The sequence below is a fragment of the Silvanigrella paludirubra genome, assembly GCF_009208775.1.
GTDB classification, from domain to species: domain Bacteria; phylum Bdellovibrionota_B; class Oligoflexia; order Silvanigrellales; family Silvanigrellaceae; genus Silvanigrella; species Silvanigrella paludirubra.
This window is the reverse complement of sequence record NZ_WFLM01000004.1, coordinates 430,641-455,152: the sequence shown is the minus strand read 5'-3', so window position 1 is coordinate 455,152 and position 24,512 is coordinate 430,641. Positions and strand designations below refer to the sequence as shown.

General features: G+C 27.8%; 16 protein-coding genes and 1 tRNA gene. 10 read left to right on the top strand and 7 right to left on the bottom strand.

What is annotated here, in order from left to right:
• Positions 1 to 100: 100 nt before the first annotated feature.
• A complete protein-coding gene (locus GCL60_RS12655) occupies positions 101 to 2,653 on the bottom strand; it encodes a CHASE domain-containing protein (RefSeq protein ID WP_153421029.1) in 2,553 nt (850 codons plus the stop codon).
• A 127-nt stretch (positions 2,654 to 2,780) separates the two neighbouring features.
• Here GCL60_RS12655 and GCL60_RS12650 point away from each other — a divergent pair, with 127 nt between their 5' ends.
• On the top strand, positions 2,781 to 3,161 hold the full coding sequence (locus GCL60_RS12650; protein WP_153421028.1) for a hypothetical protein: 381 nt from the start codon (positions 2,781 to 2,783) through the stop codon (positions 3,159 to 3,161).
• 9 nt (positions 3,162 to 3,170) lie between these two features.
• Here the strand turns inward: GCL60_RS12650 and GCL60_RS12645 are convergent, their stop codons facing one another.
• Complete coding sequence (locus GCL60_RS12645) at positions 3,171 to 5,363, bottom strand: RCC1 domain-containing protein (protein WP_161998201.1); 2,193 nt, start codon at positions 5,361 to 5,363, stop codon at positions 3,171 to 3,173.
• A gap of 438 nt (positions 5,364 to 5,801) precedes the next feature.
• Between GCL60_RS12645 and GCL60_RS12640 the strand changes: the two genes are divergently transcribed.
• Together GCL60_RS12640 and GCL60_RS12635 are read left to right on the top strand one after the other, a co-directional pair.
• A complete protein-coding gene (locus GCL60_RS12640; protein WP_153421026.1) occupies positions 5,802 to 8,825 on the top strand; it encodes an amino acid adenylation domain-containing protein in 3,024 nt (1,007 codons plus the stop codon).
• 65 nt (positions 8,826 to 8,890) lie between these two features.
• A complete protein-coding gene (locus GCL60_RS12635) occupies positions 8,891 to 9,373 on the top strand; it encodes a hypothetical protein (RefSeq protein WP_153421025.1) in 483 nt (160 codons plus the stop codon).
• Positions 9,374 to 9,450: 77 nt separating this feature from the next.
• Here GCL60_RS12635 and GCL60_RS12630 read toward each other — a convergent pair whose 3' ends face one another.
• Together GCL60_RS12630 and GCL60_RS12625 are read right to left on the bottom strand one after the other, a co-directional pair.
• Positions 9,451 to 10,446, bottom strand: a complete 996-nt coding sequence (locus tag GCL60_RS12630; protein WP_153421024.1) for a hypothetical protein — start codon at positions 10,444 to 10,446, stop codon at positions 9,451 to 9,453.
• Between the two features lie 542 nt (positions 10,447 to 10,988).
• Positions 10,989 to 11,063, bottom strand: a tRNA-Pro gene (locus tag GCL60_RS12625).
• Positions 11,064 to 11,176: 113 nt separating this feature from the next.
• On the opposite strand from GCL60_RS12625, the gene recD2 reads away from it, so the two are divergent.
• Positions 11,177 to 13,516, top strand: coding sequence for an SF1B family DNA helicase RecD2 (recD2, locus tag GCL60_RS12620; protein WP_153421023.1), 2,340 nt, complete (start codon positions 11,177 to 11,179; stop codon positions 13,514 to 13,516).
• Between the two features lie 31 nt (positions 13,517 to 13,547).
• Here the strand turns inward: recD2 and GCL60_RS12615 are convergent, their stop codons facing one another.
• Positions 13,548 to 14,216 (bottom strand): substrate-binding periplasmic protein, encoded by a 669-nt coding sequence (locus GCL60_RS12615; RefSeq protein ID WP_161998200.1) that lies wholly within the window; start codon positions 14,214 to 14,216, stop codon positions 13,548 to 13,550.
• A 197-nt stretch (positions 14,217 to 14,413) separates the two neighbouring features.
• Between GCL60_RS12615 and GCL60_RS12610 the strand changes: the two genes are divergently transcribed.
• From GCL60_RS12610 to GCL60_RS12590, 5 genes are all read left to right on the top strand, one after another.
• Complete coding sequence (locus tag GCL60_RS12610) at positions 14,414 to 14,977, top strand: flavodoxin family protein (RefSeq protein ID WP_153421021.1); 564 nt, start codon at positions 14,414 to 14,416, stop codon at positions 14,975 to 14,977.
• Between the two features lie 165 nt (positions 14,978 to 15,142).
• On the top strand, positions 15,143 to 18,367 hold the full coding sequence (locus GCL60_RS12605; RefSeq protein ID WP_153421020.1) for an efflux RND transporter permease subunit: 3,225 nt from the start codon (positions 15,143 to 15,145) through the stop codon (positions 18,365 to 18,367).
• Positions 18,367 to 19,479, top strand: coding sequence for an efflux RND transporter periplasmic adaptor subunit (locus GCL60_RS12600; protein ID WP_153421019.1), 1,113 nt, complete (start codon positions 18,367 to 18,369; stop codon positions 19,477 to 19,479). Before GCL60_RS12605 ends, GCL60_RS12600 begins: the two co-directional genes overlap by 1 nt.
• Positions 19,480 to 19,485: 6 nt before the next feature.
• Complete coding sequence (locus GCL60_RS12595; RefSeq protein WP_153421018.1) at positions 19,486 to 20,898, top strand: TolC family protein; 1,413 nt, start codon at positions 19,486 to 19,488, stop codon at positions 20,896 to 20,898.
• A 167-nt stretch (positions 20,899 to 21,065) separates the two neighbouring features.
• The gene (locus GCL60_RS12590) at positions 21,066 to 21,788 is read left to right on the top strand and encodes an acetolactate decarboxylase (protein ID WP_153421017.1); all 723 of its coding nucleotides are present in this window, start codon (positions 21,066 to 21,068) and stop codon (positions 21,786 to 21,788) included.
• Positions 21,789 to 21,862: 74 nt separating this feature from the next.
• On the opposite strand, the gene GCL60_RS12585 is transcribed toward GCL60_RS12590, so the two are convergent.
• The gene (locus GCL60_RS12585) at positions 21,863 to 22,720 is read right to left on the bottom strand and encodes an NmrA family NAD(P)-binding protein (protein ID WP_153421016.1); all 858 of its coding nucleotides are present in this window, start codon (positions 22,718 to 22,720) and stop codon (positions 21,863 to 21,865) included.
• A gap of 120 nt (positions 22,721 to 22,840) precedes the next feature.
• Between GCL60_RS12585 and GCL60_RS12580 the strand changes: the two genes are divergently transcribed.
• Positions 22,841 to 23,776: a LysR family transcriptional regulator gene (locus GCL60_RS12580; protein ID WP_153421015.1), complete on the top strand. Its 936-nt coding sequence runs from the start codon at positions 22,841 to 22,843 to the stop codon at positions 23,774 to 23,776.
• On the opposite strand, the gene GCL60_RS12575 is transcribed toward GCL60_RS12580, so the two are convergent.
• Complete coding sequence (locus GCL60_RS12575) at positions 23,773 to 24,231, bottom strand: YybH family protein (RefSeq protein WP_153421014.1); 459 nt, start codon at positions 24,229 to 24,231, stop codon at positions 23,773 to 23,775. The genes GCL60_RS12580 and GCL60_RS12575 overlap by 4 nt on opposite strands.
• Positions 24,232 to 24,512: the final 281 nt, after the last annotated feature.

Below are 24,512 nucleotides of genomic sequence, written 5' to 3'. Positions count from 1 at the left end.
CTCAACACAAACTAAAAAATCTTAGTTATTAGTCAAATTTTTTTAAACTAGCAAAATTTTTTAACTTGTCAATATATAAATATAAATTGAAAAATTCAAACTAAATATATTTTATTACTTTTAGAGTATTGCTTTCATTTATCATAAATTTAATATATTTTTTAGGAATGAATAATTGAAAAGTGGAACCTTCACCATTTTTAGTAACAATCTTACAATTAATTTCAAATTTATGGCAAGAATTTCTCACAGCGTCAAGCCCTATTCCTCTTCCACTCAATTCAGAAATTTCTTCTTTCGTTGAAAAACCCGGTGCAAAAAGTAGATCTATAATATCTTCTTCTTTATAAGAATCAAAAGAGTTAGAAATTAATTTTTTTTCAAAAGCAATATCATATACTTTTTTTAGATTAACACCTCTCCCATCATCAATTATTTGTAAAAGATATGAATTAGATATTTCTTCAAATTTCATATATAATAATCCTTCTTCATTTTTTCCTTTCTGTTTTCTTTCTTCTATTGTTTCAATTCCATGATCAAGAGCGTTTCTTAATGAATGAGTAAATGCTTCGGACAATGAAATACTAATTTTATTGTCCATATAAATATCCCAATTTGGAAGTTTAAGAATTATCTTTTTATTTAAATTTAAAGACAATTCATTTAAAGTATCATTAAATGAAATAAATAAATTTTTTAGACTAAAAAAAGAGTCACTTTTAAATTGAGATATCCAGGAAATAATATCTTCAATTGAATTATTTTTTTGAATCAAAAGTGAATCTATAATATCAATTGCTACTTTTGACGGATTGTATGAGTTATTTTTTTCAAATAAATTTTTATAATTTTCTCTATACTCTTTATATAGAATATTTAAATTTATTAATTCTTTATTATTAATATCAAATGAAATTTTTTCTTTATTAGTTAATGAAATTCTTATTGGTTCCAAGGCATCTTCAATAACGTGAACCTTTTTAGCTAGAAACTTTAATCCAACACTCCTTGCTGATCCTTTAATCGTATGAAGATCTCTTAACATGATTGAAGCTTCATTTTCATTTAATTTTTCATTGTAATTTAACAATGATTCTGCTCTTAAATCATTTTCTTTATAAAATGTAACTAAATTTTCTTGTTTTGAAAATAAATTCTCTTTTAAGATAGTTTCTTTTAGGCTTGTTTCTTCATTCTTTGCAGCAAGAGAGGCTCTTAGAGCTAAAACTTCTGTAATATCCGATATCACAAGAACAATTTTTTGAATTTGATCTTTTAAGAAGATGGGAGAATACTTTAATGACAAAGTTTTTTGGACTTTATTTATATTTATATTTATTACTTTTAATAAATCACTTGAAGATAGACCCCACTGAAAATCATCGGCAAACTTTAAAACACCTAATGTAAATAAGTGTCTAGAAACTTCTTCATTGTGTTTATCTAAATGCGAAAACAAAATATGTTTAAGATCTTTCAAATACAAATTATCAATTCCTAATATTTTTAAAGCTGCGGGAGAATATGTTTTTCCAATTATAAGATCTGGCGATACAGTTATAACTCCATCTTCTAGATTATCTAATATTTCTTTTATTTCAGAGTGTGCTAATGCTAATTCTTTAGTTCTTTCTTTCACTCTTTCTTCAAGAAATTGATTTGCATCTTCTAATTTATAATTACTTACTTCTAACTTTTGATATGTAATAATTAAATATATTGACAATAAGAATAAAATAATACATCCGACCAAAGTAATTAATATGATTCCAAAATTAATACGATCAATTGTCAAAAATCGATTAAATTTTAATCCAAATTTTTGACCAAATTTTTCAACATAATTTTCTGTATATAGTTTAGATAAAATAATTTTATTTTGCACTTCAGGATCTATTTTTCTAAATATATCCTTTTCAGTTTTTTCTCCACTTAGTATTGTTGTCAAAGTAATTTCAACACCCTTACTCCATTGCTCCTCGCCTAATAATTGAGTTAAATCAACTGTTACACCAATAATTCCAGACAATTTATTTAAATTATTTAATTCTAACACTGGAATAAATAACTCTATAGCAACATTCCCACTTTCTAATAAAAATGTTTTAGAAGCCTGAATATTTTTTGTTTGAATAATATAATTTAAAGTTTCTTTTTTTGTTTTATCGGAATAAATATCCCATCCAAAATAAGAAGATTCTATTGCTTTTAAGTTAACAAAAATAACTGGTAAATAAAATTCATGCTCTGCTGATGGACCTATTTTAGAGTTTTCTTCATCTCCTCCTTCAAGAATAGATTTCCCTAGTTTTAATTTTTGCAATTTATTTTCAAATTCAGTTCTTTTACTTTTTTCAACATATTCATAAAAATTGACACTTTTTAAAAAATTATTTTTTTTCATTAATTCAGTTGCAAAATTACCAAATTTAAACTGATTCATATCTTTATCAAGATATGAAAATGCATAAAATGCTGTTGAAACATCTTCCATTGCTTTAATTCCTTGATTAAAGCTTTGTTTTATTCGAATTGTATCTGTTTGAAATGTACTATCAGATACACTAATCGTATATCTCCATGACCCATATAATATAATAAGAATAACTAATGATAGAATTGTTAATATGGTATATTTCATATTTTTCATTCAATAAGACCTTTATTATATTTTAAATTTTAATTATATATATTTTTATTAAAATAATAATATTGGTATTTTGACATTTTGTTTAATCTTAAATTTATTATAATTAAATTTTACTAAGGAGATAAAAATGGATAATAAAAAAAAGCAAATTTTAAATGCTGTAATGGTAATTATATCAGCAAATGCCATTTCAATGAATTCAGATGCAGCTCCTCCAAAAAAAGGAGAAAGTCATGTTGAATGTTTTGGAATAAATAGCTGTAAAGGAAAAAACGGATGCAATGTTTCTAATGAACAAATTAAATATGCAAATCAGGTTTATAAAAATAAATTTACAAAATCGGTTAAAATTGAATGCTCTGGTATGTCTGATTGCAGCACGGATAAAGGATTTTTAGCATGGATTAGTAAAAATAATGAAAAAGAATGTATTGCATTAGGTGGATTTATCTTTGAAAAAAACTCCGATAAAACTTTATCTATTAAAGATAAATCCGGTAAAAGGTAAGATTAAATATTAGCCACCCCAGCATTGTGCAGTATTGTCTAAGCTAGAAACCCCACAAGCCTCACGAATACCAAGGTTTAAAGAAGAGAATCTTTTATCTGTTTGAACTTGCACAGGACTCAAAAATGATTTTGTGTCTTTATTATTTATTATTTTAGATTCATTGCTTCCAAAACAAAATGCTTTGTTATCTTGATCTACAGCACAAGTTGTATTTTGGCCTAATGCGACTGAAACAAAGTTTTTAGAGTTTTGGATTGCATATGGTGCCTTAGTAATATTATTTTTTGAACCTGTTTGTCCTAAAGAATTATCACCCCAGCAAACCATTTTATTGTCCGCATCTGCTGCATCTTTTAAAATTCCGCAATAATGATTTAATCCAGAAGAAATACTATCTAGCTTTAGATTAGGAATAATTTGAGGATTTGAATTCATTTGAACTCCAACATCGGAAATTCCTAATTCTCCATATTGATTAGATCCAAAACAATATACACTATTGTCATCTGCAATCGCACAAGTTGAGTTTTTTGTAACTGCAAAATCAATAAATTTTAAATTTGAAGTTGTAATTTTTTCAAATTCACTTAAATAATTTGTGTTTTTATAACTACCATCTCCTAATTGCCCCATTGTATTTTCACCAGAGCATTTTAAAGCGCCTTTATCTGTAATCAAACAAACATGATTAGATCCTAAAGCAACTTTTGTTACTTTTTCTCCACCAATGTTTACTAATTGAGGATAAATATCTTGAGGTGATGATGTTGGTACTTTAGACCAGCAATATAAATTATCATCCATAGAGACACCACAAACTTTATCTGAAATTGCAGAAAGATTTTTAAATCTTTGTTGACTTACCCAAGGAGTAGTTATAGGAGAATTCCAAGGATTAGCTAATTGATCAGCTAAACTATTTGATGAACTTGAGCACATTGCTCTGCCACCGTTTAAACTTATCCCACAAAAATTTCCACTTCCTACATTAAGACTAGAATAAGTATTTTTACTTATAAAACCCCAGCATTGTAAATTGTTATTTTTTGTTACTCCACAGGTTGATCTTGAATTTCCTGTTAAAGAAACAAAGCCATAGGATAAATTTTGGAATGGTATTTTTGGTTCAAAATGAGAATATAAAGAATTTCCAAAATCATCTTTTACAGAAATACTTCCTTCGCTTGGAGTACCACCTAATTGACCATAATTATTATCACCAAAGCAGTATGGAATTCCATCTGTAGTAAGAGCACAGGTTGAATTATTATATAAATAGACAGAACTAAATTTTAAATTTTGAAAATCAGGATAATTATTACTCATAATTTCCCTTGGAACAGGTGATAATGTAACGTATCTTGGATCATTTGAAAGCTGTCCAATACGATTATTTCCCCAGCATTCCACTTTTTGGTCAGTTGTAACAGCACAAACATGCGCTCTACCGGCTGAAACGCTTGTATAGTTTTTATTTCCAGCTAAAAATAATTTAGTTTCAGCAGTACTAATATTTCCATTACCCACTTGTCCAGAGCTATTATCTCCGGAACAATATACTTTTCCAAAATTCCCTATATTATTTTTGCCTTCATTTGTAATTGCGCAAAAGAAACGATCTCCTGCAGTAACAGCAAAAAAAGATTTACCATTTAAAGTAATTTCTTTTGGTGAGCGATTTACTGCAGGATTGATTACCGATGTTGCCAATTGACCTTTTGAGTTATCACCCCAGCCATACAACTTACCCTTAACAGTCACAGCATATGTATTTCGGTAACCTGTCGCATAAGAAATAAATTGTTCATTAGGTAACACTCTTACTGTTGTAGAAGCATAGACATCGGATCCATTTCCAATTTGTCCATAAAAATTACTTCCCCAACAATATAGATTTCCACCTTTTACAGATATTCCGCATTTATGCTCTGTGCCCAATGAAATAGAAATATATTTTCCTAACCAACCAGATTCATTTGGAGGTAATTTTGCACTGTCTTTATAGAGATCAAAGCAAACCAAATCACCACTTGGATTTTTAACAGTACAAAGACTGTTATCATTGCTAGATATATTAGAATACTCCTGATTATTATTCCATATTATTGAATAAGGAGTAATTTTTTGATCTTGTTTTGCTGCAAACGTATAATTTTGAAAAAGTATACCAGTTGAACAAATCAAAAATATATATTTCATTTTCATTTTTCCCATATAAAAATTTTTAACGATAGCAAGAAAATATATTTAATTACTGCAGATATATTAAAAAATTAAATAAATAAAATCAAGCACAAAAAAAATAAATAAATATTTTTAACTAGCCAATTTTTAAATAACTTCTTTTTAATTAATTTAAAAAATTTGAAAAATAATTATTATAAAATATTTATTATAAATTAATTTTTGGTTATCTTTTAGATAAATTATTTTTTTAATACAATAATATTATAAATAATTGTTATTTTAATTTATATTTATTAATATTTTTTATAAATATTTTAAATTTAAAAATTTTTTAATATTTATTTGCTTTATTTAAAATAATTTGTTAGGAGGGTTCTATCGTTATACAAATTTAAAATAATGAATATAAGCTTTATTAATTTTAATTATTAATAAAAAGGGAGATTAAATATGAACAAAGAGATTATTGTTCCAAAAATTTTATTGCCATATTATTACTCTTGGAAAATAAATAATAAAAACACAAATTACAATGTGTGTTTTTCATATAAATTAATAAAAAATATAAATCTAATAAAAATGAAAGAATCAATTTGCAAATTGGTTGATATTAGGCCAAACCTGAGGGCAAATTTTAAATTTAAAAATAATGAAATTAAATATGTTATAAACAATAACCTAGATCCAATTTTTTATGAGAAAGAAATTTATTCAGAAGAAGAATACAATATAACAGTTGAAAAATTGACAAAAATTCCTCATGATTTACATAATGAATCTTTACTAAAAGTAAATTTTCTAAAGAGAAATTATAATGAAGATATCATAATGTTATTTAATATTCACCACTCAATTATAGATGGAACATCTTTAGACAAATTTATATCTGATCTACCAAAAATTTATCATGATGAAGAAGTAATTGAAGAGACAACTGAAAGTCATTTAAGTAGTATGTTTATTCAAAAAAAGAATACGGAAATTTTAGAAAATTCAAATGACATTAAAATAAAAAATTATATTAAGCTTTTAAATGAAATATCAAGTGTTTCGGAAAAATATGATATAAAAGAAGATGAAAAAATTATTTCATCTTCTGAAATTTTAGATAAAAATATTTATTCAAAGCTTTCTAAATATTCAGCAGAAAATGAAATCAGTATATTTAATATATTATTAAACGCATGGTGTATTTTTGAAGCAAAATTATTTAATAAAGATAATTTAATTGTCAGCTATCCCGTTAATATCAGAAATGATAAAGATGAAACAGGTTGTATTATTAATAATATAAACTATCCTTTCATTTATAATAAAGATTTTACTTTTGATGAAGCAGTTCATAATTTCAAATTGCAAATGCCGCTTCTTAAAAAACTTCATTATTTAAATGCAATTGATATTTTTGATAAAAGCGACTCCTACTGTAGTCATTTTGCTTATTCTGGGTTTGCCAAACTAAAAGATCTTATTTTTAAAAATGAGATCATGAATCCAACTGCTTATCCTCAAATGGCTAAATCTGCCTTTGGAATGAAATATATAAAATTTGAAGATAATCTTTATTTTTTAAGCGAAGTATATGAAAATATTTTACCACAAAATATTTCATCCTCATTAGCTCATCGTTTTAATCAATTTCTTGATAAGATTTTAACTAATTCAAATGAGAAACTTTATAAATTAGACACCTTAAATACGGATGAATTTAATGACATTGTATATGAACAAAACAAAACAGAAAAAACGGTTAAAAATACATCATTACCGAAATACTTTAATGAAATTGTACAAAATTTTCCTGATAAAATTGCTGCAATTGATGAGTTTAAATCAATTACTTATATTGAATTAGACAAAAAATCAAATCAATTAGCAAGACTCCTAGAAAATCATACGGTAAAAAAAGATGATATTATTGCAATTTTAATAGATAATAGAATTGAAATGTTAATTGCAATATTAGGTGTTTTAAAAATAGGAGCCATTTACTTACCCATTTCACCAGATACCCCTAAAGAAAGAATTGACTATATTTTAAAAGATAGCAATGCAAAAAAATTACTAAGCACTAAAAAGTTGGAAAATGAAAACTTTAAAAATATTGATTTTATTGACTTGGAAGAAATAGATTATCATAATTTAAATTCAAACGATCTTCATATTGAGTTTTCAAATATGAGCGCTGCTTACATAATTTATACATCCGGATCAACAGGAAATCCAAAAGGGGTTTTAGTAAATCAAAACTCAGTTATAAACTTAATTGAATGCTGTATTCATAAATTTAATCTTACAAATGAAGATAGTCTTTCTAAGTATTCTTCATTTAGTTTTGATGCATCAGTCATTGAAATATTTTGTTCACTAATGAGTGGAGCTTGTCTTTATTTTATACCAAACCATATTAAATTTGATATATACAAATTAAATGAATTTTTTAATGAAAATAACATTACCTTTTCATTTTTAACTACAAAATTTGCTGAAATATTTATGAATTTAGAAAATAGATCATTAAAAAACTTGCTTGTTGGAGGCGAAAAGCTCAAATATTTAAAAAAGACATCCTACAATATTACAAATGCTTATGGGCCTACGGAAACAACTGTTTTAGCTACAATGCAAGATTTAGATGTTCATTCAGATAATATTCCAATTGGAAAACCCATTCAAAATGCTAAAATTTATATACTAGATAATGAATTTCATCCTAGAAACTATTCAATGGAGGGAGAAATTTATATTGGTGGTGAAATTTTAGCTCAATCTTACATAAATAACGATGTGTTGACTGAGAGTAAATTTATTTTAAATCCATTTCAAACTGAAAAAGAAAAAGAACTAGGATTGAATTCAAAATTATATCGAACGGGCGATATTGGTAAAAAATTGGAATCAGGTGAAATTTTAATTTCGGGAAGAACAGACTTTCAAATTAAAATATATGGCTATAGAATAGAGCTGAATGAAATTGAGCAACAGATTTTAAATTATCCAAATATCACAAATGTAACTATAAAAGCTTTTAATGACAAACAAGACCATAAGTATTTATGCGCTTATTTTGAAGCAATAGAAAATATTGAAGTTGATAACATAAAAAAACAAATTGAAAATCATTTACCCGCTTATATGATACCTAAATTTTTTGTACAATTAGAAAAATTACCGTTAAATTATAATGGCAAAGTTGATTTAAAATCATTAAAAGAACCCAACATCAATCTTGCAAAGACAAAACAATATATCGCACCTTCTACTCCGATTGAAGAAATGATTTCTCAAAAATTTTGCGAAATTCTTTGCTGTGAAAATATAAGTATTCATGATGATTTTTTTCTTCTTGGTGGAAACTCTATTAAATCTATTTTACTTCTTTCCAAACTCCAGGAAGACTTTGTTTTAGATTTGTCTCAAATATATTCAAACAAAACAATCTATAATTTAGCAAGAAATATTAAATTGAAATAATTCTAATTTTATTTCTTAATTTTGGTTTATTTTCTTTAACTTATTATGATATAAGGTTTTATAATATGATTAAAAATTTGATTCTAATAAGTATAATTTTATTTTTTGAAAAAAGTATTTATGCCGATAATACCTATGTTTTTTGTGCTACTGAAGAAAGAAAGTGGGAATGGTTAAAAGTAGATAATAAGTATGTCTCTGTTTCTGGTGATTGGAATGAGACAGAGATTTCATTAAAAAATTTTCATAATAATAAATCTTTTTATTTTTTATATTTTAAAATAATAGACAATACATTCAATTTAAAGCAATTAGAAACTGAGTGCCAAAAAAAATTTGGAAATGATTATATCTTTGCCCAGCCAGGAAATTATAGATTTGACAATAACTGGAATCTTTTTGGATCAAATAAAGATAACTTAGGAAGTGGATTTGTATCTTATTGTCTTACATCTGGTAATAATACGTGCTACCTAGGTATTTATAATTCGCTTATTAAGGAGTTCCACCCAAAACAAATGAATAATAGACCAAATACTAGGTTTTAAAAAAATGAAAAACTCATAGACAAATCTTTATAAGTCTATGAGTTTTATTTTCTCAAAATTTTTGAGGAAGGATAACCTTATTTTTTTATATCTAACTCAACATCAAGTGTAATTGTTTTAGAATAGCTTGAATTGTGCCATCCTTTAGCAAGAATATTAAATTTAGCAGTATAAAGTCCACTTTCTAAATTAGGATTTTTTGCTGGGTCAAATTTCACAGTTAAAGCAGAAATAAAGTTACTATAGCAAATTGCGGCATCATTCATATATTTTCTTCCGCAACCACGATCAGTAGATCCATTTAAAATAATTGGTACTAATTTATCGTTAAAATTTGCATAAACAGTAAAATCTGTTCCATTTACGTATTGACCAATTCCCCAAGCAGCTTTTAAATCATTAACTAAAAAGTAAACAGAACTTTTTTTGCTTTCTGTTGATGCTTCAATTGATAAATCTTTAGAAACAAATGGCTTATCCACTGTAATTAAATTAGCAGATTTGTAATCAATAGAAAGATCAATTGTAATTACTTTTTCAAAATCAGGATTATGCCAACCTTTTGCAAGAATTTCAAATTTACCAGTATATAAACCATTTTCCAAACCTGGATTTTTAATTGGGTCAAATTTTACTGTAAGAACAGATAAAGTATCTGAATAACATGATTGAATTCCATCATTCATATTCCAAATTCCACACGCTTGTCCGTCTTTAGATCCAGTAAGAACAATTGGAACTACTTTATCATTTAAATTTGCCAAAACAGTAAAATCTGTTCCTTTTGTTTTATATTGATCCACTCCCCAGACAGGTTTTAAATCATTAACTAAAAAGTAAACTGTACTTTTTTTGCTTTCTGTTGATGCTTGTAAAGATAAATCATCAGATACATAAGGTTTATCTGCAGTTATTATATTTTTAACTTCTTGGCTTGGATTTACATCTTGCGAAGTAAAATCAGCAGCATTACTTGTTACGTTATTTGAATTATCTTTTTTGCCACAAGAAGCTAATAATAATGAAGCCCCTAATGTTAAAGATAACATAATATTTGAAAAACTATTTGACATAAATATTTCCTAAAAAATAAAATAGTGAAAAAAAAATAAGTAACAAGAACTTTGTTACTTCGAATTAATTAGCACCTTAAATTTAATAATTAAACCAAAAATTAACATCACAATAACAATCTAATATTAAACAAATAAAACAAATATATCATTTTTATTACAGCATAATCACTTTATATTACTATATTTTTTAAATCTTAAATAAGTTTATATTTAATTAACGAAACATTAAGAAGCGATTACGGATTTTTATTTACAAGGATTTTTGTCTGAAATTTAAGACAGAATACTTCTTTATTTAAAAAAAAGTAAAAAAATAAAGGAATAATTTATCAAATTAGACTGAATTAATTGTGATTAGATCATTAAAATTATATTTATTTAACTAGTAGCCTAGTTATTATAAAGTTATCTAAGTTTAAATAAAAAAAAACAAAATCTTAAACTATTTTAAATTATTTCAAACTAGTATTTTAGTTAAGTGATTTAATAAATTCTAGGATGTTTCATAGGAAAAAAAGATAAAGGAGAGCATAAAAGAATGGTCGGGGATGCGGGATTCGAACTCGCGACCCTCTGCTCCCAAGACAGATGCGCTACCACTGCGCTAACCCCCGACTCAGTGAAACGATACTTGCCACAGAAAAAATTTAAGTGCAAGCTCTGAATCTGATTTTTTTGTTATGTTGCTTATATTTTTTTATAAGCAAATAATATCAAGGAGTTGCACGTGTCTCAAGAAGTTGTTGGCGTTCTTTCAAGGGTAATATTTGAGTCAGATAAGGGCGACTTCCTCGTAGCCGAATTTATCAATGCACAATCAGCTAAAAGATTTAAAGCCTCCGGTAGAATCCTTCTCTCTGGCAAAGCCGATGCCAAACAACGTTATCGTTTAATAGGACAGTGGGAAAATAATGGAAAATACGGTGAAACATTTGTCACAATATACTCTGAAGCAGCAAGGCCATCTGAACTTTCGGGTATCGCCCCCTATTTAGCTAACAATGTTAAGGGTGTTGGAGAAGTAACAGCAAAAAAACTAGTCGAAACCCTTAAAATTAAAGACATTGATTCTTTAGTTCTAGTCTGCCGCGATGAAAAAGAGAAAATTTATCAATTCTTTGGTGAAAAAAAGCGTAAGGTAGCAGAAAACGTAATTACCTCTATGGTAACAGATGAAGTTTTTCGAAACGTGATGATCTTTTTACATGAACACAATATTCCGCCACGTTTCGCGAAAAGAATTTATGAAAAATATGGATCTGCCTCTTTAACCAACCTCATGGAAAACCCTTACCGCTTAATTGCTGACTTCAGGCAAGTTGGTTTTTTACGAGCAGATGCTATTGCACAGAAATTAGGTTTACCTAATACCTCTCCATTTCGTTTAGAAGCTGCTTTTGTTTACTCCTTAGAAATTGCTCAAGAAGACGGACATTGCTGCCTACCAAGAGATCAACTCATTGATAAATCAAGAGATTTATTGGGAGGAAAAACAGATCCTACTTTTTCAAGAGAGTTTGTTTTAGAACAATTAAGACTTATTTATAAGAAAAATCGAGATTCAAAAAAAGAATCTTTTTTAATTCGTGAAACATCTGCTTTTACAAATTCAAAAGTAGAAAATGGAAATTCTGAAATATTATTTTATCTGCCCGAAGTTTTAAGAATGGAAGATGAAGTATCCGGATTTATTTCTAGTCTCCTGAATACATCACACGTCTATGAGCATAAAGAAAAAATAACTAACCAAGAAATTGAAACAGGAGAAAAATCTTTTGAAGAATTATTTCCAAATTTACCATGGGATAAACTTTCAGAAGAACAACAAGTAGCAGTAAAAATGAGTTTAAGCTCTCATATTATGGTACTTACAGGGGGCCCTGGTTGCGGAAAAACATTTGTCTTAAAAGCAATTTATGGAATTCAAAGAGCTTTAAATAGACGAGTTGCTTTATGCGCCCCAACAGGATTAGCAGCTAAAAGAATGAGTGCTTCAATTGGGGAACAAGCAAGCACTTTACATAAATTACTTGGTCTTGGAAAAAGAGCGCAACAAGATGAAACACAAAATGTAATTGAAGAACTCGAAGGTAACACAAGCGCACTTGATAATGTAAACGTCGTCATTGTGGATGAAAGCTCAATGTTAAGCCTTGACCTTCTGCATTCTCTACTCTCTTCCTTAGGCCCAAATCGCAGACTTATCTTAGTGGGCGATGTAGATCAATTACCCAGCGTTGGAGCGGGAAATTGCTTAAGAGACATCATTCAATCGACAAAAGTACCCATTGCAAGACTTACTAAAATTTTTAGGCAAAGCTCAGAGAGCCCAATTCCGATTGCAGCACGTGAAATTATTTCAGGTAACAAACCTCAATTTAGTTACATTAGCAGAATTGCCTCTTTTCCGCGTGCCGAACCTTTTGCTTTTATTCCTTGTTCGCAGCAAACATTTTACGATATTTTATTGCCTTTTTTAACAGATACTATTTCAAATATATATAATTTAGATCCTATAAAAAATGCTCAAATATTAGTACCTATGCGCAGAAGTGATGTAGGACAAGAAAATATCAATAAAATTATGCAAAATCATTTAAATCCCGCTTCAGATAATAAAAAAGAATGTTCCTTACCTTATGGTGGTATTTTAAGGGAAGGAGATAAAGTCATTCAAACAAAAAATAATTATGAACTAGATGTTTTTAATGGTGACTTAGGGTATTGCAAAACAATTATTAAAACAAAAGAAAAACTTGAGGCAATTATTGAATTTAGCGACCGCATAGTTACTTATGAAGATGAAGAAATTGATGATTTACAACTTTGTTACGCAATGACAGTACATAAATCACAAGGATCTGAGTTTCCTTTATGCATCATACCTATGTTTGGAGTTTATTTTACGATGCTTGACAGGAATCTTCTTTATACAGCAATTACAAGAGCTAGTAAATATGTTATTATCTTTGGGGAAGAGTGGTCTATTAAAAAAGCAATTGGTAGTCAAAACACAATTAAAAGAAATACTTTTTTAGATAAATTATTAATGGAAATAACAAAATAATGGAAGGATTTTCTGATAATAATAATATTTATTACTTAATTTGATATTCATATTTTTTTATAATTTTTTCTATTAAACCTCGTCTTTTTATATTTTTATATCCTTTTTCATATATTTCTAAAAATTTATTGTTTTTTGTAAAACCAACATGAGTTTCTTTTGTTAAAATTAAATCAGAACGAATTAATTTATCTTCTAAATTCAATTCTTTTACTAACCAAGGATATATTTGAAGATCGATAACCCCTATATCAGCTCTATTTGTAGCAATCATATTTAAAATTTTTGCATAAACAAAATCAGATGAAGTTACTTCTATCTTTTCAAAATTTTTAGCATCATTAAAATCTTTTGAAATAGAGTAACCCTTTCCTATTAACACAACTAATCCTTCTAGATCAGATATATTTTTTATCTTTTTTTTAAAGTTTTTATTTACGATAAAAAAATTTCCTCTTGTTCTCATTGAAGATCCCAATGAATATTTTAAATTTCTTTCTTCACTAAATACCATAGGAATAACGGCATCAATTTTATTTGAATCTAACTCAGATAAGCATCTATTCCATGGCATCATAATAAATTCAATTGCCACATTTTGTGAACCCATTGCGCTTTCTAATATATCAACATCTATTCCAACTGCTTTTTTATTTTCAAAATAAGCAGATGGTCTAAAGTCTTCAAAACAAACTTTCATTTTTTCACTTTTATTTTGTGCGTATAATTTAAAAATGAATATATTTATTATTAATATAATAATTAATTTTCGCATAACCAACCATTTTAAAATTTATTACTAAATTAAAATAAGTTTTTAAATATTTCAATAGATATAAAATTGACAAATAAACAAAGTGAATTAGAATAAATTGTTTTTATACAAAGGAGAATAATATGTCACAAATATCTATTGTTTATCATTCAGGATATGGTCATACAGGGCACGCTGCAAATGCTGTTTATGAAGGAGCAAAATCAGTTGCAAATGTCCAAGCTCATTTAATTTCTGTTGCCGACATTGATAAAAATTGGGACGTTTTAAAAAATTCACATGCCATTATTTTTGGGGCACCAACCTACATGGGAAGCGCATCGGCTCCCTTTAAAGAATTTATGGATAAAAGTTCTAAAATGTGGATGACTCAGGATTGGAAAGATAAAATTGCTGGTGGATTTACTGTTTCTGGAAGCCAAAGTGGTGACAAACTAAGTACCCTTGAACAATTTATGATTTTTGCGGCTCAACACTCCATGATTTGGGTTTCACTTGGATTAATGCCAGGCAACAACTCAAGTAAATCAAGCGTAAATGATCTCAATCGACTTGGCTCTTCGATTGGAGCTATGTCTCAAGCCAATGTCGATCAAGGTGCTGACGCTATGCTTGAAAGTGATTTAAAAACCATGAATTTATATGGGAAAAGAGTTGCTGAAATTGCTTCGCGTTTTCATAGATAATTATTTTTCATAATTGGTTATTTGTTTATTTATTTTTAATTCAAAATTAAAATCATTTCATTTAAACTATGCAATTTATTCCCAATTCAAACTTGCAAATAAGACAAATAAAATTAAAATAATAAGGAAACAGATTACAAAACTTAAATTAAGATAGGCTTACTAATGTGGATCATTGAACTTGCATTAAGAAGACCTTATACAATTGCAGTTGGCGTTATTTTAGTATTTATCCTTGGTTTTATTTCATTGCAAAAAATGATTGTTGATATTTTTCCAACTATAGATATTCCTGTTGTAAATGTAATTTGGAATTATCCTGGATTAACACCAAATGAAGTTGAAAAAAGAGTAATATTTCTTGCAGAAAGAGCTTTTACAACTACGGTTAATGGAATTTCTAAATTAGAATCAACATGCATTCAAGGTTTAGGATTACAAAGAGTCTATTTTGAAGAAGGAACTGATATTAGTTCTGCGATTGCACAAATTTCTGCTGTTTCTAATTCAGTACTGAGATCAATGCCTCCAGGGATGACATCTCCCGTTATTTTAAAATTTAATGCATCCAATGTTCCTGTAGCTCAATTAACTTTATCTAGTAATTCATTAAAAGAAGAACAAATATTCGATTATGCGATTAATTTTTTAAGAGTCCAACTTTATACATTGCCAGGAATTTCTCTACCCGCTCCCTATGGAGGTAAACAAAGACAAATAAATGTAGATTTAAATCCTTTTAACCTGCAAGCAAAAAAGCTTTCTCCTCAAAATATTGTCGATGCTTTAACCTCTTCTAATATTATAGTACCAGCTGGTAATGCAAGAATAAATAATTATGAATATAATATTTTAATGAATTCAAGTCCAAGTAATGTAAATGACTTTAATAAAATTCCTATAAAAGTTACCAATGGAGCTGCATTAACATTAGGTGATGTTGCTCATATATCAGACTCATTTGCAGATCAAAATAATATTGTACGCGTAAATGGAAAAAGAGCTTCTTATTTAAATATATTAAAAAAAGCGGGCTCCTCAACACTAAGCGTTATTGATTCTGTAAAAAATAAAATTCCTGAATTGAGAAAAATTGCACCAAATGATTTTAATATGCAACTCGACTTTGATCAGTCTGTATTTGTAAACGCTGCAATAGAAAACGTAATTACAGAAGCACTCATTTCTTCTATACTCGTTTCTTTAGTTATTTTATTATTTTTGGGAAGTTGGAGAAGTGTGATTGTAGTTTGTACGTCGATTCCTACAGCGATATTTACTGCATTTATTGTACTTTTTATTACTGGAAATTCAATTAATATTATGACCCTTGGAGGATTATCATTAGCAATTGGTATGCTTGTTGATGATGCCACAGTTGCAGTTGAAAATATTCATAGAATAAGAGATTTAGGAAAACCATTAACAATTTCAATTTTAGAGGGTTCTAGTCAAATTGCTTTACCCGCATTAATGGCAACACTCGTTATTTGTATCGTATTTTTTCCTGTAGTTTTGTTAACAGGTCCATCAAAATTTTTATTTTTTCCTTTAGCTCTATCTGTTGTTTCAGCAATGATTGCTTCTTATATCCTATCAAGAACTTTAGTTCCTTTATTATCTAAAATGCTACTTGAAAATGAAAATCATTATTTAAATAATAATATTTTAACAAAAATAACTGAAAATTTTAATCATTATTTTAATATTTTTCAAAATAAATTCTCTAATGTTTTAAATGTATGCTTAAAAAATCGTGGATTTATTTTATGGATGTGCCTTATATTTATATGCATCACAAGTTTTATTCCTTTTATCGTAGGAACTGATTTTTTTCCAAGTACCGATGCTGGTATTATGAAATTGCATTATAGAGGAAAAGCGGGAACAAGAATAGAAGTAACAGAAAAACAAGTTGCTAATATTGAAAATAGAATAAGAGAGATTATACCAAAGGAAGAAATTTTAACAATTAATTCTATGATTGGTATTCCAATCAGTTTTAATTTAGCTTTTGTACAAACGGATAATGTTGGCCCAATGGATGCCGAAATATCAATTTCATTAAATAAAAATCACAAACCATCAAAAAAATATATGTCTGATATTCGTAAATCAATTTCAGAGCTCTATCCAGAGTCTGTTGCCTTTTTCCAACCTGCAGATATCGTAAATCAGGTCTTAAACTTTGGAGTGAGTGCTCCTATTGATATTCAAATTGAAGGCACGGATGTCTATCTATCATATGATTATGCTACTAAACTTATAAAAAATTTAAAAAAAATCCCTGGACTTGAAGACATTGCGCTAAAACAAATATTTAATTATCCTGCTTTATTTTTAAATGTAGATAGAATCAAAGCAGCACAAGTTGGTATAAATCAAAGAGATATTTCAAATAGCTTGCTTGTTTCTTTATCATCGAGTTCATTAGTTGCTCCTTCTTATTTTTTAAATCCTAATAATAATGTAAACTATACTGTTGTAGTAAAAACTCCTTTAGAAAATCTTTCTAAAATATCAGACATATTACAAACACCAATTACAGGTTCAGGCAGTATTCTTGAAAGTAATTTAGCTTCTACATTTTTAAATCAACCAACCCAAAATCCTCTTGAAAAAGTAACAGTTCCTTTAGGAAATTTAAGTACGGTATCAACAACAGAATCAATTACTGCAAACTCACATTTAAATGTGCAGAGAGTTGTCGATATTTTTGCAACTCCTGAAGGAAGAGATCTTGGTTCTGTGATTAGAGAAATAGAAAAAGAAATTAAAAATCTAGGCGAATTGCCAAAAGGAATGAAAATTTCTATCAACGGCCAAAGTAGAGTTATGAAAGAAGCATTTTCAAAACTCAGCGTTGGTCTCATTTTAGCAATTATCTTAGTTTATTTATTAATGACTGTATTATTTCAATCTTGGCTTGATCCATTTATTGTTATGATAGCAGTTCCTGGAGCCCTATGTGGAATTTTATGGATGCTTTTAATAACAGGAACGACAATAAATGTGGAATCCTTTATGGGTGCCACTATGGCAGTTGGTATTGCTTCATCAAACTCAATTTTACTTGTTAGTTATGCAAATGACATAAGGATTGAAAAAGGCCTTTCTGCAATTCAAGCAGCATTAGAAGCTGCAAAAACCAGAATGAGACCTGTATTAATGACAGCAATTGCAATGATTATTGGAATGTTACCTGCAGCATTAGCTTTTGGAGAAGGTGGAGAACAAACTGCACCTTTAGGAAGAGCTGTAATTGGGGGATTATTAATGGCTACCATTGTAACCTTAATAATTGTCCCTATCGTTTATTCTTTATTAAGAACAAAACTTCCTCAAAAATATTTATTAGATGAACAATTAAGAAAGGATAGGCAACAATAATGTCTCTTTTTAATGTTCAAATGAAATTAAAAATAACTTTTTTAATTATAATTTTTATATCAATTATAATTTTTATTTATTTTTTAATAAGAAAAAATATTGAAATACGCAATGCCGAAATTCAAAAGTTAGAAGAAATTGCGAAAGGCCCACTTGTCCATACAGCTAAAATTTTAAAATCACCCGCTGAAAGAGAAATTATCATTAATGGAGAAACAAGGCCTTATCAAAGCGTTACTTTATACTCAAAAATTAGTGGTTATTTAAAAAAAATAAATGTTGATAAAGGTGATATTGTAAAAAAAGGTCAAATATTAGCTGTTATTGAATCTCCAGTTACAGATGAAGCTTATCTGGCGGCACTAGCTAATTTTAAAAATAAAGATCTTATTGCAAAAAGAGCCATTCAGTTACAAAAAGAAAATTTAGTTTCTATTCAGGAAAAAGATCAAGCTGTTTCTGATTCTGATATTGCTCGTGCACAATTAAACGCACAAAAAATATTGAAAAGCTATGAGACAATCCGAGCTCCCTTTGATGGAACGATTACAGCCCGCTTTGCGGACATGGGAGCGCTTGTTCAAAATGCAGAAAACTCTCAAAATAGCGCTTTGCCCATTGTAACTATATCAGATATTAATAAACTCGTAGTAAATATTTTTTTAGATCAAAATGATGCTCCTTTTATTCAGAAAAATGACCCCGTAAAAATTGAAGTAACAATCCCATCAATAAAACAAATTTCAGGAAACATTAATAGAATAACCAGCAATTTAGATCAAAAAACAAAAATGATGCTTGTTGAAGTTGATATTCCAAATAAAGAAAAATTTTTAGTTTCTGGAAGTTTTGTCAAAGTGTATATAAAGGTAAAATCACAGGCCTATTATATTTTACCAGTTGAATCCTTAATAATGAAAAAAGACAAAAGTTTTGTCGCATTAATAAACAATCAAAACAAAGTTCATTTTAAACAAATAAAATTAGAAAATAATGATGGTAAAATCATTGGTTTTCAATCCGATGTAAATGAAGGAGACCTTGTGATCATTAATCCAGGGAGCGAATTAAATGAAGGGACTCTCATACGACCTATTTTTGACCCAAAGTGAGGAATTGTGATAAAATTAGGTAAATATTTTATTTTAAGCCTTTTGATTTTTAAAATACCTCAATTTAAATCATATTCGATTGAAATTAAGGGAACAAAAGCATCGTTTGATCAAAACATTTATAAACTTAGTTTAGAAAGCTGCTTAAAAATTGCTATCCAAAACTCAACAGATATCTTAAAACAAAATAGTTTTAATGAATTAAATGGAGTACAAGTATTAAGAAATTATGCAAATTTTTTACCTAACTTAACGACACAAGTGGCAGCAAACTACACGACTGGAACTTCATATTTAACAACAGCTACTCCTACTTATGTAAATAGTTCAGGAACAACCTCAACAATTTCAATCTCAAGTAATTTCAATATTTTTAATGGATTTTCTGATACCTCTTCTTTAGAATCTTATCTTTTAAAGAAAGATGCTAGTGAATTTACTTTAAATCAAGTAAAACAACAAATTGTTCTTGATATTGTTCAAAATTACTTACAAATTATTTTAGATAACAAAATGATTGAAATTGCAGAACAAAATTTACAAGAATCTGAAACAAGAGAAAAATTACTTACAGCTCAGTCCCGATTGGGATCAAAAAGCATCGCTGATCTATATTTGCAGCAGTCACAAACAAGCTCCGCAGAATCTTATTTACAAACATTAAAAAATAAAATTAGGAATGATCAAATTATTCTTCTTCAAAAATTGCGCCTTGATATACAAAAAAATTATAAGTTTACAGAAGTTAATTTAGAACAAACACAATCTGAAAAAAAATATGAAGATGAAAATGAAATTATTAAATTAGCATTAAATAAAAGGCTTGATTTAAAAGCCTCTCAAAGGCTAACAAAAGCTTCTAAATATGATATTGAAGTTGCAAAATCTGGTTATTATCCTAAAATAGATTTTATGGTTTCAGCTTCATCAAGTGGAGCTATTTTAGATACACAAACGGTAAATGGAAATAATGTAGTACCAAATAGCCAAGATAATTTAAATGACCAACTATTTAGTAATATAAAATATAATTTTGGCCTTACGTTTAGTTGGACTGTATTTGATCGTCTTGTTACTTATGCAAATGTAAAACAATCTACGACAACCTCTTATCAACTAAAATTAGATGAAGAAAATATAAATGCAAAAGTTCTCGCAGATGCAAGGACAGCTTTTGGTAATTACAAATTAGCAATACAAGAACTAGAATCCTCGGCAAAAGGAATTTTTGCTTCTCAAAAAGCCTATCAAGTGATGACTGGCAGATACAAAGTTGGATCAGCGAGTTTTATAGATCTCATGACAGCACAATCAAATTTAGTCCAAGCAGAATCAACTAGAGCACAAGCGCTTATAAACTTTAAATTACAAAACTGGAATATAAGATATGCAACGGGAGATTTAGAAATAAAAAATTAAATCAATCATGAATCTTGGAAATAGATACGTATGAATGCCAATGAATCATACTGATGCATAGCAACAAAATGTAGCTTATATCAAATAGAATCTTTATAAAAAAGTGGATATAAAATTTTAAAACCAATCGGTTTTGACTTGTTTTTTTTTACATAAGGTTTCATAAAATGAATTCAAATTTATTCAACATTTTAAAAATTCTAAAATACTATTTTTGTATATTTTTATTCATAATGGTTACAAAAATTTACTCTCAAGAAGTATTTTATAAGGGAAGTATACAATCTGTAAAAAGCAGAGATTATTCTGCTAAAGTAATTTTAGAAGATTTTGTGAATAAAAAAAATCTTTATGCCTTAGGACCTGTGGAAAACCTAAATGGTGAAATTACAATCATGAATGGTAAATATTATATTTCTTCTGTAAATAACAATCAATTGATAACAATAAATTCAAATGAAAAAAAAGCAATTTTTTTAGTCTGGAGCGAAGTAAAGGAATGGAAAAAGGCCACAAATTTAAATAAAAAAGTAATTAACATAAAAGAATTTCAAGATGAATTGGAAAAATTAGCTATAAATTCAAAGATTGATTTGGACAAACCTTTTGTTTTTAAAGTGACGGGTATCATAGAATCTATAAATTATCACATATTGTCCCCTATCCCTTTAAATAAACCAAATTTGAACCACCGAGATTCATCAAAAAATATTTTTAAAGAAAATATGAAAGGTGATATAATAGGATTTTATTCTAAAAAACATGAGGGGATTTTTACTCATCACGGAAGTTTTATTCATTTTCATGTAGTCGATGATTCTGGTCATACAGGCCATATTGATAACATTACTTTAAATAAAAATGTAAGCGTCTATTTTCCGGAGTTTTAATAAGGACCCTTTATAGTGGGGCCCTATTAAATTTTATTTGACTGAAACGATTATAAAAAACTTTAAATTTTCAATTATAGCCAATATGTTTTATAATCATTTACATATTTACTTATACTTATCGCACTTCTTCCTAATATATTACTTACAGAATCAGTTACTTTTGAGTTAAAGCCTTCTCGTAAGAATCCCATTATAGTAACAAGAAAGTCTGCATAATGTTCAGGCAATTCAGCATTTAGTAAATCTTTTTTAAATTCTGAAGAAGATATATTTTGATAAAAAACTTTTTTATTTGTAATGCTTGAAATATAGTTAGCTACTGTATCATGTGTTATAGATTCGGGACCTGTTAAATCAAATGCTTTATTATTATGAATATTGCTTGTAAGTAGTTTTGTAGCGACATCCGAAATATCTCTTGCATCAATAAAGCTTACTTTAGCATCACCCGCAGGAAGTAAAATTTTATTTGACTCAATAATACCTTTTATCCAAAAGGTATTAAAATTTTGCATAAACCAATTTGGGCGAATGATATTATAATTCAATCCAGAATTTTCAAGTTCAACTTCTGCTCTTCTAAGTGGAGATGTTTCAATTAAGTTAACGCCCATAACAGACATTAATACTACTTTTTCTAAATTTTTATTTTTTGCTTCACGAATTAATGGTGAAAGCAATTTATATTGATCCAAATAACCTGCAGGAGAAAGAAAAAATGCTCTATCTGTATCTTGAAATGCCTCTTTAAGTCCTTCCGTAGTTTCTAAATCTAAATAAACATATTCAAAGTTTTTTTCTTTCACATTCAACAATTTTTTATCTTTTGTTGTTCCGCGAACAATATAGCCTTGTGAAATTAAATTTTTCACAATTTCAGAGCCTACTTTTCCTGTAGCTCCAACTACCAAAACTTTTTTAATTTGCATGATTATCTTCCTTCATTAATAGTGAATAATAGAAACAATTTCTATTATTCACTATTTTAGCTGAAGAATTATTGTTGATATATAGAAAAAATAGCAATATAGTGTTGCATTGGAGGAACAATGAGTTTAGATTTAAACACAATATATCTATTTGTAAAAGTTGTACTTTTTGGTAGTTATTCTCGAGCGGCTGAAAATTTAAAATTACCTAAATCCACTTTAAGTCGCGCCATATCAAGACTAGAAGAAGAAACAGGTACCAAGTTACTTTTAAGAACGACCAGAACCATTGCCTTAACAGAAGCTGGTAGAGCATTTTATGAAAACTGCGCTGAGCCATTACAATTACTCGAAGATGCGAAAAAAGCTTTAAACGAAAAAAATAATTCCATTTCTGGGATTATGCGAATCACAGCACCTGAAGATATTGGAATGAATTTAATATCTAAGGTAATTGCTAAATTAACAAAAGATTATCCAATTTTACAATTTGAATTATTTTTTACAAATGAAATTATTGATCTTATTAAAGAAGGATTTGATATTGCAATTCGAGTAGGGAAATTAAAATCGAGTAATTTAAAAGCAAAAAAGGTGGGCGATATTATTATGGTATTGGTTGCTTCACCAGAATATTTAAATAGTATAAACAAAATTGAACACCCTGCTGATTTGTTAAATTGTCATTGTTTAGATGTCACAACAAGAAATATCAAACCAAATTGGAAGTTGATTTTTGATACGGGAAAAACAATAAATTTAGAAATAAAAACAAAAATAATTGCAAATCAAATGGATAGTCTTAAAAATTTAGCGATTCAAGGTGCTGGTGTTGCTTTAATTCCAATATTTATTTGCCAAGAAGAATTATCTTCGGGTTCTTTAAAAAGAGTATTACCAAACTGGAAGAGTGAAGCTATGCCCGTTTATATTGTTTCTCCAGTTGGTTTTAATTCTTCAAAAAGGTTACAAGTAATTTCAACAGCCCTCATAAATTCTTTACAAAATTTATTAGATCAAAGCCTCTTTCTTCGTAATAATAAGGAACCAAACTAATTAGCAGGTTTTGGATCTTCTGGCTGTGGTGAAGTATGATCTACTATAATTTTCCATTTTCCATTTTCTTTAACAGCGACATCCGTAAACCGACCTTTAGCTGTAGTAATTGAATTATCTTTTTTATTTTTTATGGTTGTTATATAATCACCCCAAGTAACAACCATATTCCCCCTAATTTCATGGTATGGGTTTATAATTTTTGAATTTAATTCAACATTTGCAAATACATTCGTAAAATATTTTCTTATTTCTTCTCCTTTTAAAGGCTTTGCAACATCGCCAGCATACATTACAGCATCTTTTGAATAAGCCGCCATAAGATCATCTATTTTTCCTTCTCTCACAGCTTTTACCACTTTTTCACTTGATTCATGTAAGCCTTTTGATCCCATTGCCCAAACAGAATTTGGTATAATAGTAAGAATAAGAGCCAATTTAACAAAAATTTTCATAACGAAATCCTTTAAAAAATTAATCACAAAAACTAAAATATTAAACAAATGTAACAATTTAAATACAATTCCATACTTAAATCAAAAATAATTAGCAAAATTCCATAACAAAAAATATCATTATTTTTAATTTTCATCAAATATTATCTTAATATTTATAAAGATATTTAAATTGTAAGACTTATTATTTTTAATTTTATAGGTAGAAGGGAATTTATGTATACCCAATAAATATATAAAGTTTTATAAAAATTTATTTCATAGCAATAATTAAAAAAAAT